The organism is Aquipuribacter nitratireducens (assembly GCF_037860835.1).
Classification (GTDB): domain Bacteria; phylum Actinomycetota; class Actinomycetes; order Actinomycetales; family JBBAYJ01; genus Aquipuribacter; species Aquipuribacter nitratireducens.
The window spans coordinates 18648-32450 of record NZ_JBBEOG010000013.1; the positions used below are offsets into that span (position 1 = coordinate 18648).

General features: G+C 73.1%; 12 protein-coding genes. All 12 read left to right on the forward strand.

From position 1 onward, the window contains the following. The first annotated feature begins 10 nt into the window (after positions 1-10). The 12 genes from WAB14_RS17435 (at position 11) to WAB14_RS17490 (ending at position 13702) form a co-directional block, all read left to right on the forward strand. Positions 11-1381: a replication-associated recombination protein A gene (locus tag WAB14_RS17435; protein WP_377002865.1), complete on the forward strand. Its 1371-nt coding sequence runs from the start codon at positions 11-13 to the stop codon at positions 1379-1381. A 10-nt stretch (positions 1382-1391) separates the two neighbouring features. After that, positions 1392-1775 (forward strand): DUF948 domain-containing protein, encoded by a 384-nt coding sequence (locus WAB14_RS17440; RefSeq protein WP_340271614.1) that lies wholly within the window; start codon positions 1392-1394, stop codon positions 1773-1775. Next, positions 1772-2122, forward strand: coding sequence for a hypothetical protein (locus tag WAB14_RS17445; RefSeq protein WP_340271615.1), 351 nt, complete (start codon positions 1772-1774; stop codon positions 2120-2122). Before WAB14_RS17440 ends, WAB14_RS17445 begins: the two co-directional genes overlap by 4 nt. Before the next feature lie 91 nt (positions 2123-2213). Continuing rightward, entirely contained in the window at positions 2214-4904 is a 2691-nt protein-coding gene (alaS, locus tag WAB14_RS17450; RefSeq protein WP_340271616.1) for an alanine--tRNA ligase, read from the forward strand. A gap of 2 nt (positions 4905-4906) precedes the next feature. Continuing rightward, the gene (ruvX, locus tag WAB14_RS17455) at positions 4907-5404 is read left to right on the forward strand and encodes a Holliday junction resolvase RuvX (protein WP_340271617.1); all 498 of its coding nucleotides are present in this window, start codon (positions 4907-4909) and stop codon (positions 5402-5404) included. Further along, positions 5401-6927, forward strand: a complete 1527-nt coding sequence (gene mltG / locus WAB14_RS17460; RefSeq protein ID WP_340271618.1) for an endolytic transglycosylase MltG — start codon at positions 5401-5403, stop codon at positions 6925-6927. Before ruvX ends, mltG begins: the two co-directional genes overlap by 4 nt. Before the next feature lie 22 nt (positions 6928-6949). Further along, complete coding sequence (locus tag WAB14_RS17465; protein ID WP_340271619.1) at positions 6950-7807, forward strand: shikimate dehydrogenase; 858 nt, start codon at positions 6950-6952, stop codon at positions 7805-7807. Between the two features lie 74 nt (positions 7808-7881). After that, the gene (locus WAB14_RS17470) at positions 7882-9549 is read left to right on the forward strand and encodes a GspE/PulE family protein (RefSeq protein ID WP_340271620.1); all 1668 of its coding nucleotides are present in this window, start codon (positions 7882-7884) and stop codon (positions 9547-9549) included. Between the two features lie 115 nt (positions 9550-9664). Further along, the gene (locus WAB14_RS17475; RefSeq protein ID WP_340271621.1) at positions 9665-11095 is read left to right on the forward strand and encodes a type IV pilus twitching motility protein PilT; all 1431 of its coding nucleotides are present in this window, start codon (positions 9665-9667) and stop codon (positions 11093-11095) included. A gap of 28 nt (positions 11096-11123) precedes the next feature. Then, positions 11124-12347 (forward strand): type II secretion system F family protein, encoded by a 1224-nt coding sequence (locus WAB14_RS17480; RefSeq protein WP_340271622.1) that lies wholly within the window; start codon positions 11124-11126, stop codon positions 12345-12347. A gap of 232 nt (positions 12348-12579) precedes the next feature. Then, positions 12580-13044, forward strand: a complete 465-nt coding sequence (locus WAB14_RS17485; protein ID WP_340271623.1) for a prepilin-type N-terminal cleavage/methylation domain-containing protein — start codon at positions 12580-12582, stop codon at positions 13042-13044. 193 nt (positions 13045-13237) lie between these two features. Then, entirely contained in the window at positions 13238-13702 is a 465-nt protein-coding gene (locus tag WAB14_RS17490; RefSeq protein WP_340271624.1) for a prepilin-type N-terminal cleavage/methylation domain-containing protein, read from the forward strand. The last annotated feature ends 101 nt before the right edge of the window (positions 13703-13803 follow it).

Here is a 13803-nt window from a genome sequence, read left to right on the forward strand (position 1 = left end):
GTTGTCAGCAGTGACGACACCCCACGACGCGAGCCCGGACGGCGGGACCCCCCTCGCCGTCCGCATGCGCCCGGCGAGCGCCGACGAGCTCCTCGGCCAGCAGCACCTGCTCGCGCCCGGCTCGCCGCTGCGCCGACTCGTCGAGGCCGACCCGACGGCGGGCACCGCGCGGCGCGTCGGGCCGTCGTCGGTCGTGCTGTGGGGGCCGCCCGGGGTCGGGAAGACGACGATCGCGCACCTCGTCGCGGCCGCCCCCGGCCGGCGCTACCGGGAGCTGTCGGCGGTGACGGCCGGGGTGAAGGACGTCCGCGCCGTCATCGACGACGCCCGGCACGCCCGCGACGGCCTCGAGCAGACGCAGACCGTGCTGTTCCTCGACGAGATCCACCGCTTCAGCAAGGCGCAGCAGGACGCGCTGCTGCCCGCGGTGGAGAACCGGTGGGTCGTGCTCGTCGCCGCGACCACGGAGAACCCGTCGTTCTCCGTCGTGTCGCCGCTGCTGTCGCGCTCCCTCGTCCTCACGCTGCGCCCGCTCACCGACGCCGACGTCCGGTCGCTCATCGAGCGCGCCGTCAGCGACCCGCGCGGGCTCGGCGGGCACGTGCGGCTCGCCGCCGACGCCCTCGACCACGTCGTCCGCCTCGCCGGCGGGGACGCCCGCCGCGCCCTCACCGTCCTCGAGGCGGCGGCCGGCGCCGCGCTGGCCGGGAGCGCGTCGGAGGAGCCCGTCGAGGTGACGCTCGCCGACGCGGAGGCGGCGGTCGACGTCGCCGCCGTCCGCTACGACCGTGACGGCGACCAGCACTACGACGTCGCGAGCGCGCTCATCAAGAGCATCCGCGGCAGCGACGTCGACGCCGCACTCCACTACCTCGCCCGCATGCTCGAGGCGGGGGAGGACCCGCGGTTCGTCGCCCGCCGGATCGTGATCAGCGCGAGCGAGGACGTCGGCATGGCCGACCCCACCGCGCTGCAGACCGCGGTCGCCGCCGCGCAGTCCGTCGCGCTCATCGGCATGCCGGAGGCGCGGATCGTGCTCGCCCAGGCCGTCGTCCACCTCGCCACGGCGCCGAAGTCGAACGCCGCGTACCTCGGCGTCGACGCGGCGATCGGTGACGTCCGGGCCGGGCGGGGCGGGCCGGTGCCGGCGCACCTGCGCGACGCCCACTACGCGGGGGCGAAGGCGCACGGTCACGGCGTCGGCTACCGGTACGCCCACGACGAGCCGCACGGCGTCGCCCGCCAGCAGTACCTGCCCGACGACCTCGCCGACCGCGTGTACTACCGGCCCACCGACCGCGGGGTCGAGGGGCGGCTCGCGGAGCGCCTCGAGCGGCTGCGGGCCCTGCTGGGCCGAGGCGAGCACCCGGACAGCGGGTAGGGTCGCGCGCATGACTGTCGACCTGGGCGACGTGGCCGGGCTGATCGCGGCGATCGCGTTCCTCGCTCTCGTCATGTTCATCGCCGTGCCGCTCGTCAAGCTCGGGTCGGCGATCGACGAGGCCCGCATCACCGTGCGCAACCTGAGCAACGAGACGACACCGCTCATCTCCGAGGTGACGACGACGGTCGCGACGACGAACGAGCAGCTCGTGAAGGTCGACACCATCACGACGAACGTCGCCTCGACCACGACGAACGTCTCCGCCCTCACCGCCCTCTTCGCCGCCACCCTCGGCAGCCCGATCATCCGCGTCGCCGCGTTCACCTACGGGGTGCGGCAGGCGCTGTCGGGTGCCCGCAGCGGTCGCCGCGCCGGGCGGAGGATGCGATGAGCCGCCTGGTCTGGATCGGTCTGGGCGCGGTCGCCGGCGTCGTCGTCGTCCGCAAGGCGGGCGGCGCGCTGCGCCGCGCGACCCCGGAGTCCGTCGCCGACGCGAGCAGCCGCTTCGCCTCGACGCTCGGGCAGAACGCCGCCGCGGGCGTCGGCACGCAGGTGCGCCGCCTCGCCGACGCCGTCGCGGACTTCGCCGCCGCCGTGCGCGAGAACGCCGCCGAGCGCGAGGAGCTGCTGCGTGCCGCCCTCGGCGTCGACGTCGAGACCGGGGGGCTCGACGCAGACGAGGCCCGGCACCTCCTCGAGCACCCCACCGAGGAGCACCGGGCCCGACGCGCCGGCTGACCCCCGCGCCGCCCGCCGGGCCACGGGCCCGGCCCCCACCCGCACGCGCCCCGACCCCCGGGCGCCGAGACACCACGAGGACCCGCCGATCATGGAGACCGCCGAGATCCGCCGCCGCTGGCTGCAGTTCTTCGCCGACCGCGGCCACACCGTCGTCCCGAGCGCCTCGCTCATCTCCCCGGACCCGTCGCTGCTGTTCACCGTCGCCGGCATGGTCCCGTTCATCCCGTACCTCACCGGCAGGGAGGCCCCGCCGTACGCGCGCGCCACGAGCGTGCAGAAGTGCGTCCGGACCCTCGACATCGAGGAGGTCGGCCGCACGACCCGGCACGGGACGTTCTTCCAGATGAACGGCAACTTCTCCTTCGGCGACTACTTCAAGGAAGGCGCCATCGCCTTCGCGTGGGAGCTGCTCACCACCCCGCAGGACGCCGGCGGCTACGGCTTCGACCCCGACACCCTGTGGGCGACCGTCCACGAGGAGGACGACGAGGCGTTCCAGCTGTGGCAGGACGTCGCCGGTCTGCCCGTCGAGCGCATCCAGCGCCGCGGCCGCAAGGACAACTACTGGCACACCGGCCAGCCCGGTCCCGGCGGGCCGTGCTCGGAGATCTACGTCGACCGGGGTCCCGCGTACGGCCGGGAGGGCGGCCCGGTCGCCGACGAGGACCGCTACCTCGAGGTGTGGAACCTCGTCTTCATGCAGTACGAGCTCGCCGACGTCCGCTCCAAGGAGGAGTTCCGGATCGTCGGGGAGCTGCCGGCGAAGAACATCGACACCGGCATGGGCCTGGAGCGCGTCGCGCTGCTGCTCCAGGGCGTCGACAACCTCTACGAGATCGACGAGGTCCGGCCCGTCCTCGACCGCGCCGCGCAGCTGGCGGGCGTCTCCTACGGCGACGACGAGGAGTCCGACGTCCGCCTCCGCGTGGTCGCCGACCACGTCCGCAGCGCGCTCATGCTCATCGGCGACGGCGTCCGGCCCGGCAACGAGGGGGCCGGCTACGTGCTGCGCCGGCTCGTGCGCCGCGCCGTCCGCGCCATGCGCCTGCTCGGGGTGCAGACGCCCGTCCTGCCCGAGCTCCTGCCGGTGTCGGTGGAGCGGATGAGCCGCTCCTACCCCGAGCTGGCGGAGGACCTCGGCCGCATCTCGGCCGTCGCGTACGCCGAGGAGGAGGCGTTTCGGCGCACCCTCACCGCCGGCACGTCCATCTTCACCGCGGCCGCCGACACAGCCCGCGCCGCGGGCCGGCGCACGCTGTCCGGCGAGCAGGCGTTCCAGCTCCACGACACGTACGGCTTCCCCGTCGACCTCACCCTCGAGATGGCCGCGGAGCAGGGCCTCGAGGTCGACACCGAGGGCTTCCGCCGGCTCATGGCCGAGCAGCGGGACCGTGCCCGCGCCGACGCGCGCGCGAAGAAGACCGGCGGCGTCGACACCGCCGTGTACCGGGAGGTGTCGGACACCCTCGGCGCGGCCGTCGACTTCACCGGCTACACGACCACCGCCGACGAGGGCCGGGTCGTCGGCCTCCTCGTCGACGGCGTCGCCGTGCCGGCCGCCGCCGAGGGCCAGGACGTCGAGCTCGTCCTCGACCGCACGCCCTTCTACGCCGAGGGCGGCGGGCAGCTGCCGGACGGCGGGACCGTCCGGACCACGTCCGGTGCGCTCGTCGACGTCGTCGACGTCCAGACGCCGCTCACCGGGCTCGTCGTCCACCGCGGCACCGTCACCGCCGGGGAGGTGCTCCTCGGCGACACCGTCCGCGCCGAGGTCGACGTCGAGCGCCGGCGCGCCATCAGCCGCGCCCACACCGCCACCCACATGGTCCACAAGGCGATCCGGGAGGCGCTGGGGGAGACCGCGACGCAGGCGGGTTCGGAGAACGCGCCCGGCCGCTTCCGCTTCGACTTCTCCGCCTCGGGCCCGGTCCCCGGGAGCGTCCTGCGCGACGTCGAGCAGCGGGTCAACACCCTGCTCGCCGACGACCTCGAGGTGACCGCCGAGGTCATGAGCCAGGACGAGGCCCGCGCCGTCGGCGCCATGGCGCTGTTCGGCGAGAAGTACGGCGACCGCGTCCGGGTCGTGTCGGTGGGGGAGTGGGCGCGCGAGCTGTGCGGCGGCACCCACGTCGACCGCTCCGGCCAGCTCGGCGTCGTCACCCTGCTCGGCGAGTCCTCCATCGGCGCCGGGGTGCGCCGCGTCGAGGCGCTCGTCGGGGTCGACGCCTACGCCCACCTCGCCCGCGAGCACGTGCTCCTCGCGAGCGTGAGCGACGCCCTCAAGGTCCGTCCCGACGAGCTGCCGGACCGCGTCGAGGGCATCGTCACGCGCCTGCGGGAGGCGGAGAAGGAGCTCCAGCGGCTCCAGGCCGAGCGGGTGCTCGCCGCCGCGCCGCAGCTCGCGCAGGCCGCGGAGCTCGTCGGCGCGGTCCGGCTCGTCACCGGCGAGCTCGGGGAGGTCGGCGCCGACGACGTCCGCGGGCTCGTCCTCGACGTCCGGCAGCGTCTCGGTGACAGCGCCCCCGCCGTCGTCGCGCTCAGCGCCGTCGCGAAGGGCCGCCCCGTCGTCGTCGTCGCGACGAACGCGACCGCCCGGGAGACCGGCATCGCCGCCGGCGACCTCGTCCGGACCGCCGCCGGCGTCCTGGGCGGCGGGGGCGGCGGCAAGCCCGACCTCGCCCAGGGCGGCGGGAGCGACCCGGCGAAGGTCCCGGACGCGCTCGCGGCGGTGCGCGCGCAGGTCGCGGACGCCGCGGGCGCCGGGACGGGCGGGGCCTGACGGTGGCCGCCTGCCTGGCGGTCGACCCAGGGTCCGTGCGGATCGGGGTGGCCGTCAGCGACCCCCGCCGCACCATCGCCCTGCCGCTCGGCACCGTCCAGCGGGCGAAGGACGGCTCCGACCTGCGGGCCATCGCCGCGCTCGTCGCCGAGCGGGAGGCCGCGGACGTCGTCGTCGGGCTTCCCGTCGGGCTGTCCGGTCGTGAGGGGCCCGCCGCCGAGCAGGCGCGGGCGTTCGCGAGGCGCCTCGCCGACGCCCTCGCGCCCGTCCCCGTCCGGCTCGTCGACGAGCGGTTCACCACGACGTCCGCGCACCGGGCCCTGCACGAGGCGGGGCGGAAGGGCCGCACGCACCGTACGGTGGTCGACAGGACGGCGGCCGCCATCCTCCTGCAGCACGTCCTCGACGCCGAGGCGGCGGCAGGTGACCCCCCTGCGGCCGACCGACGTGCAGAGCCCGACCCCCTCACGGACGGGCCCGTCGACAGGAGCGAGCGATGACCGACCCCGGCCCCGGGGGGCAGGGCGACCTCGAGGAGCTGAGGCGCACCAGCCCGCGCCGCGCCGCGCGCCTCGAGGCGGAGGCACGACGGGCGGAGGCCGCGGCCGCGGGCCGGCCCGACGAGGGCCGGCCGTACGACCTCGAGGCCGACCTCGCCGCCCAGCACGAGGCGCGCGCCGAGGAGGCCCGCGAGCGGTGGGACGCTCTTCCGCCGCCCGAGCCGGAGTACCTCCCGGACGAGCCGTACGCGACCGAGCCGGTCCCGCCCGTCGAGCCCGCACCGGAGGACGTGCCGCCGCCGGTGTACGAGGCGGCGCCGGAGTACCTCGAGCGCGGACCCTACGAACCGGGGTACGACGACGGTTTCGGCGACCCGGTGAGCGCCGGCTACGTCGACACCGACGCGTTCGCCCCCGCCGCACCTCCCCGTCGCGGCCGCGCCGCCCTCCGGCTGCTCCTGCTCACCGGCGTCGTGGCGGTCGTCGTCGGCGCCGGCTGGTTCGCGTGGCAGACCGTGAGCGGCCTGCTCGGCGAGGCCCGCGACTTCGAGCTCTTCGCGAGCGCCCCGGACTACGAGGGCCCCGGGCAGGGCGAGGTCGAGGTCGTCGTCAACCCCGGCGACAACGGCCGCGCCATCGGCGAGACCCTCGTCGAGGCCGACGTCGTCGCGAGCGTCGAGGCGTTCGTCGGCGCCGCCAACGTCTCCCCGGACTTCACGAGCGTCCAGCCCGGCACCTACACGCTGCCGCAGCGCATCCCCGCCGCCGAGGCGGTCGACGCGCTCCTCGACCCCGCGAACCGCGTCGAGGACACCGTCGTGCTCGCCGAGGGCCTCCGCGTCCAGCAGATCCTCGACCGGCTCGCGGAGGAGACCGGCCTGCCACGGGAGGACTTCGAGGCCGCGCTCGACGCCGTCGAGCTGCCCGCCGCCGCGCCGCCGGCGGACGTCGCGCTCGTCCATCCCGCCGAGGGGTTCCTCTACCCCGACGGGTACCGCTTCCCCCCCGACGCCACCGCGCAGGAGATCCTCCAGCAGATGGTCGACCGCGGCCAGGAGGTGCTCGCCGACGTCGGCGTGCCGCCCGAGGAACAGCTGCGCGTCCTCACCGAGGCCAGCCTCATCCAGGGCGAGGCGCGCATCGACGAGGACTTCGGCCGCGTCGCGCAGGTCGTGGAGAACCGGATCGCGCAGGGCATCCCGCTCCAGCTCGACTCGACCGTCAACTACGCCACCCAGACCTTCGACATCCGCACGACCGACGAGCAGCGCGCCTCCGACAGCCCGTACAACACGTACCGGGTGCAGGGGCTGCCGCCCGCGCCGATCAAGAACCCCGGCCGGCAGGCCATCGAGGCGGCCCTCAACCCGACCCCGGGGCCGTGGGTGTACTTCGTCACCGTCGACCTCTGCACGGGCGAGACGGCGTTCGCCGAGACGCTGTCGGAGCACAACGCGAACGTCCGGCAGCTCAACGAGTTCCAGCGGGAGAACACGGTCGACGGCGAGCTCGTGTGCCCGTGAGGGCTGTAGCGGGGACGGACCCGTGAGGGCGGCGGTGTGCGGCCGTCCGGTCGCGCACTCCCTGTCGCCCGCGCTCCACCGTGCCGCGTACGCCTCCCTCGGGCTCGCCGACTGGACGTACGAGGCGATCGAGGTCGACGAGGCGACGCTGGCGGACGTCGTCGCCGCACGCGACGCCGACCCCAACTGGGCGGGCCTGTCGCTCACGATGCCGCTCAAGCAGGCCGTGCTCCCGCTGCTCGACTCGGTCGACGCGACCGTCGAGGCGACCGGCGCGTGCAACACCCTCGTCTGGGGCGCCGCCGGACCGTCCGGCCGCCGGGCCCGGCACGGTGCGAACACCGACGTCGCCGGCCTCGTCGCCGCCCTCACCGAGACCGGCCCGCCCGGCTGGTCACCCGCCGTCGCGCACGTCCTCGGCGGCGGCGCGACCGCCGCGTCCGCGGTCCTCGCGCTCCACCGGCTCGGCTGCGCGGCGCCCGTCGTTCACGTCCGCGACCCCGCTCGCGCCCGCCCCGTCCTCGACACCGCCGCCCGCTGCGGCAGCGCCGTCGAGCTGCAGCCGTGGCCCGACGCAGGGACGGCCCCGGCGCTCGCCGCCGCTGACGTCGTCGTGTCGACCGCGCCCGCCGGGGCCGCCGACGCGGTCGCCGCCGTCGTGCCCCGCTCGGTGACCGGCGTCCTCCTCGACGTCGTCTACGACCCGTGGCCGACCGCGCTCGCGCGGGCGTGGGCCGGCGCCGGCGGGGCGGTCGCCTCCGGCGCGCTCATGCTCCTGCACCAGGCGGTCGAGCAGGTCGCCCTCATGACGGGCCGGCGACCCGAGGATGCACCCATGCGGGTGGCGCTCGGGCAGCGGCTCGCGCACCTCACCCGCTGAGGTCAAGCGGCTCCGCCGGACGGCCGATCCCCGGGCATGACGTCTCGCTGCTGCGCCCGGGGGGCGGCACGCCGATGAAGCAGCTCACCGACATCCTCCTCGAGGAGAAGCTCGTCGACGCCGTCCAGCTCGACGAGGCCTGGCTGGAGCACGAGCGCGTCGGCAAGCCGCTCGGCCGGATCCTCGTCGACATGGGCCACATCACCGAGGCCCAGCTCGTCGCCGCGCTCGCGAGCCAGATCGGCCTCGACTTCGTCGACCTGTCCGAGGCGCCCGTCGACGCCACGGCCGTCGCGGCGCTCAGCCCCGCGATCTGCCGCCGGCACACCGTCCTGCCCATCGGGTACGACGACGGCGGTCGGCTCGTGCTCGCGATGGCCGACCCCGGCAACGTCTTCGCTCTCGACGACGTCCGGCAGATCACCGGGCGCGAGCCCCGCGCGGTCGTCGCGACCCGCGACGACCTCCTCGCGGCGATCGACCGTTACTGCCGGGCCGACGCCGACATGGACGACATCACGAACGCCATCGACGGGGAGGACGTCGACGACGAGCTCGCCCACGTCCGGCAGGTCGTCGAGGACGCCCCGATCGTCAAGTACGTCAACATGCTCATCACGCAGGCGATCCAGGACCGGGCGAGCGACATCCACGTGGAGCCGGGGGAGGACGCCCTGCGGATCCGCTGCCGCATCGACGGCGTCCTCCACGAGGTCATGCGCTCGCCGAAGCAGATCGCGAGCGGCGTCGTGTCCCGCCTCAAGATCATGAGCGACATCGACATCGCCGAGCGGCGGAAGCCGCAGGACGGCCGCCTGTCGATCAACGCGAACGGCCGCAAGATCGACCTGCGCGTCGCGACCCTGCCGACGGTGTGGGGCGAGAAGGTCGTCATGCGCATCCTCGACAACTCCAACACGCGGATGGCGCTCACCGACCTCGGCTTCAGCGACTCCAACGCCGAGCGCTTCAGGACCTCCTACGTCAAGCCGTACGGGATGATCCTCGTCACCGGGCCGACGGGGTCGGGCAAGTCGACGACGCTGTACGCGACGCTCAACGTCGTCTCCAAGCCGGAGATCAACGTCATCACGGTCGAGGACCCGGTCGAGTACCGCCTGCCCGGCATCAACCAGGTCCAGGTCAACCCCAAGGCGGGGCTCACGTTCGCCGCCGCGCTCCGCTCGATCCTCCGCTCGGACCCCGACGTCGTGCTCCTCGGCGAGATCCGCGACCACGAGACCGCGCAGATCTCGATCGAGGCGGCGCTCACCGGTCACCTCGTCCTGTCGACCCTCCACACCAACGACGCACCGAGCGCCGTCACGCGCCTGACGGAGATGGACGTCGAGCCGTTCCTCGTCGGCTCCGCGCTCGACGCCGTCCTCGCCCAGCGCCTCGCGCGCCGCCTCTGCGGCAAGTGCGCGGAGGAGTACGTTCCGGAGCGGGCGGACCTCGAGGCCGTCCGGTTCGGGCTCGACCCGGACGAGCCGACGCCGACGCTGCGCCGGCCCGTCGGCTGCCCCGCGTGCGCGAAGACCGGCTACAAGGGCCGTCTCGCGCTGCACGAGGTCATGCTCGTGAGCGAGGAGATCGAGCGGCTCACCGTCGCGCGGGCCTCCGCGACCGACATCGGGGCCGTCGCCCGGGAGCAGGGCATGCGGACGCTGCGCGAGGACGGCATGGCGAAGGTCCGTGCGGGGGTCACGACCATCGACGAAATCCTCCGGGTGGTCGCGTGAGCCCGCGCCTCAAGACCGTCCCCCGCCCGGCCGACACGTACGGGTGGCGCCAGCCGTGCGCTGCCGCCGCCTTCCGTACCGAGACCGTGCCGACCAGCCTCCGCAGGGGTGTGCAGTGAGCGACCAGGGCTACCAGCCGAGCAGCTTCGCCTTCGACGGCGCGAGCGCCCCCCGCGTGCCGGGCACGCCGGCGCCGTCCGCGGGCTACCAGGACGTCGGCGGGCTCCAGCCGCCGGCGGTGCCCCCCGCGGCGACGGCGGCGTGGACGCCGACCGTCATGCCGAGCACGCCCGCCCCGGCCGCGCCGCAGGGCTACACCGACTACGACTACTCGCAGTACTCCGACTACTCGGACTACTCCGAGGAGACGGGTGGCGGGGTCGACATCGACGGCGGCTTCGACGAGGTCGCCTCCCGCTTCGGCGGTCCGGACAGCCCCGACGGCGTCGAGGAGTCCGAGGCGCCGGAGACGACCCACCGCGAGTTCGAGCTCAACGAGGTCCTCATCGAGCTCCTCGAGCGCGGCGGCTCCGACCTCCACCTCACGACGGGCGCCTCGCCGGCGATGCGCGTGTCCGGCGAGCTCGTCCAGCTCGACGACTTCCCGAAGCTCACCCCGCTCGACACCCAGCGCGTGCTGTACGCCGTGCTCACGCAGAAGCAGCGGGAGAAGTTCGAGGAGAACCTCGAGCTCGACCTCGCGTACGCCGTGCCCGGCCACGCCCGCTTCCGCGTCAACATCTACCGGCAGCGCGAGGCGCTCGGCGCCGCGTTCCGCGTGATCCCCTACGAGATCAAGCCGCTCGAGCAGCTGGGCGTGCCGCCGGTCGTCAACAACTTCGCGGGCCTGCCCCGCGGCATGGTCCTGGTCACCGGTCCCACCGGCTCCGGCAAGTCGACGACGCTCGCCGCGGTCGTCGACCAGGCGAACCGGACGCGCAAGGACCACATCATGACGGTCGAGGACCCGATCGAGTTCCTCCACTCCCACAAGGGCTGCATCGTCAACCAGCGCGAGGTGGGGGAGGACACGAAGTCCTTCGCCAACGCGCTCAAGCACGTGCTGCGCCAGGACCCCGACATCATCCTCGTCGGCGAGATGCGCGACCTCGAGACCATCCACGTCGCCCTCACCGCGGCCGAGACCGGCCACCTCGTCTTCGGCACCCTCCACACCCAGGACGCCGCGCAGACCATCGACCGCGTCATCGACGTGTTCCCGCCGCACCAGCAGCAGCAGGTGCGCACCCAGCTCGCCGGCGCCATCCAGGGCGTCGTCTGCCAGACGCTGTGCAAGAAGGCGGACGGGCGCGGCCGCGTCGTCGCGACCGAGGTCATGGTGGCGACGCCCGCCATCCGCAACCTCATTCGCGAGGGCAAGACGCACCAGATCTACTCGGCCATGCAGGCCGGGGCCCAGCACGGCATGCACACCCTCGACCAGCACCTGGCCGAGCTCGTGCGGACCGGGCAGATCACGTGGGAGCACGGCCTCGAGAAGTGCCACCACGTCGAGGACTACCAGCGCCTGACCGGGCGCGCCTGAGACCGGGTTCGGGACGAGGAGAGCGGCGATGGCTGCAGCGACGAAGACGTACGAGTACTCGGTCCGCGACCGGGCCGGCAAGCTGACCTCGGGCAAGCTCGAGGCGGCCAACGAGGCGGTGCTCGTCAGCAAGCTCAAGCAGATGGGCTACGCGCCGGTCAGCGTGCGGGAGGCCGGCGGCGGCATGAACCGCGAGATCACGCTGCCGTTCGGCAACAGCGTGAAGCTCAAGGACCTGGCCGTGATGAACCGACAGTTCGCCACGATGATCAACTCGGGTCTGTCGCTGTTGCGGGCGCTCACCATCCTCGCGGAGCAGACGGAGAACAAGACGCTGGCCAAGACGCTCTCGGAGGTCCGCGCCGACGTCGAGACCGGGCAGTCGCTCTCCACGGCTCTCGCCAAGCATGTCAAGGTCTTCCCGCCGCTCATGGTCAACATGTGCCGGGCCGGAGAGGTTGGTGGCTTCCTCGACGCCGTGCTGCTCCAGATCGCGGAGAACTACGAGGCCGAGGTCAAGCTCCGCAACAAGGTCAAGTCCGCGATGACCTACCCGGTCGTGGTGTTCGTCATCGCCATCCTCGCCGTGGTCGGGATGCTCCTCTTCATCGTCCCGGTCTTCGTCACGATGTTCGACGGACTCGGGGGAGAGCTGCCCGCACCGACGAAGGTGCTCGTGTTCCTCGCGGCGGCGATGAAGATCGTCGCACCGGTGGGCGCCGTCGCCATCGTCGTCGGGACAGTTGTGTGGCAGCGCATCAAGCACCAGGAGCGGGTCCGCCTCGTCGTGGACCCCCTCATCCTCAAGATCCCGATCTTCGGTGGGCTCGCGCAGAAGATCGCGATCTCGCGCTTCAGCCGCAACCTCGGAACGATGATCAGCTCGGGTGTCCCGATCCTGCAGGCACTCGACATCGTCGCCGACACGACGGGCAACATCGTGCTCACGAAGGCGGTGCGCGAGGTCCAGGTCAGTGTGCGCCAGGGCGAGAGTCTCGCGGGACCCCTCGCGAACCACCCCGTGTTCCCCCCGATGGTCGTCCAGATGCTCGCCGTCGGCGAGGACACCGGGGCCATGGACCAGATGCTCCACAAGATCAGCGAGTTCTACGACCAGGAGGTCGAGGCGACGACGGAGGCGCTCACCAGCCTCATCGAGCCGCTGATGATCGCTGTTCTCGGGTCGATCATCGGGGCAATGATCGTGGCGCTGTACATGCCGATCTTCTCGGTCTTCGACCTCATCGAGTAGGAACGTCCTCCTGCCCACGACGCCCGTCCGGTTCGACGACCGGGCGGGCGTCGCCGTCCCAGTGGGCCGTTCGGGCGGCCCTGGTCGGAGGGCATCAAGGGACGCCCAGTTCTCACCGAACTCTTAGGTGTCCGGCCGACCAACCCGCGCCAGTGCGGGATGGACCGGTCAGCCCGACCGGCTCGCCCGAGCCCGGTCCGCACATCGCCAGCATCCGAAGGGACAGAGCAGAATGCTCGCTCGCATCCGCAAGTCGATGGAGGAGAAGGACCAGGGCTTCACCCTGATCGAGCTCCTCGTCGTGATGATCATCATCGGCATCCTCGCCGCGATCGCCATCCCGGTCTTCCTCAACCAGCGTCAGCGCGCGGTCGACTCCTCCATGAAGGCCGACGCTCGCACCGTCGCCAACGAGCTGGAAACGATCTTCGTCGACGCGCAGCGCTACGTCGCTGTCGGCACGGCCGCCAACCCCCTCACCCTCACCGACGGTGGTACGCCGGCCCGTACCACCAACGTCCAGCTCTCGACCGGCAACGTGGCGAACGTCGCCGTCAACGGCACCGGTGCCGCGTTCTGCGTCACCGTGACCCGTGCGACGGGTGCGCAGCCCGGCTCGCAGGCCGGCTGGGTCTACGTCAGCAGTGCGGGTGGCCTGCAGGCCGCCGGCACGACCGCCTGCCCCGCCGCCTACTGACCCGCGGCGACAGGGCCCCTGCCGATGTGCGGCAGGGGCCCTGAGTCGTTCTGGGCTGGCGCTAGGCCTTCAGGGTGAGCGTCGCGAGGGCGCGTACAGGTCCTGGTCACGATGTCGACAACTGTGACGTCATCCACAGAGCGGCGTGTGTCGCTCGACCACCCGCAGTCCTACCCGGAAGGGACAGAGCAGAATGCTCGCTCGCATCCGCAAGTCGATGGAGGAGAAGGACCAGGGCTTCACCCTGATCGAGCTCCTCGTCGTGATGATCATCATCGGCATCCTCGCCGCGATCGCCATCCCGGTCTTCCTCAACCAGCGTCAGCGCGCGGTCGACTCCTCCATGAAGGCCGACGCTCGCACCGTCGCCAACGAGCTGGAAACGATCTTCGTCGACGCGCAGCGCTACGTCGCTGTCGGCACGGCCGCCAACCCCCTCACCCTCACCGACGGTGGTACGCCGGCCCGTACCACCAACGTCCAGCTCTCGACCGGCAACGTGGCGAACGTCGCCGTCAACGGCACCGGTGCCGCGTTCTGCGTCACCGTGACCCGTGCGACGGGTGCGCAGCCCGGCTCGCAGGCCGGCTGGGTCTACGTCAGCAGCCGCGGCGGCCTCCAGGCGGCCGGCACGACCGCCTGCCCCGCCGCCTACTGACCGAAAGCCGCGACCGCGGCCACTGGTACCTGCAGGGCCCGCGCCAACCGGCGCGGGCCCTGTGTCCGTCTCACCCGACTGCAGCATCCAGACCTGACCCC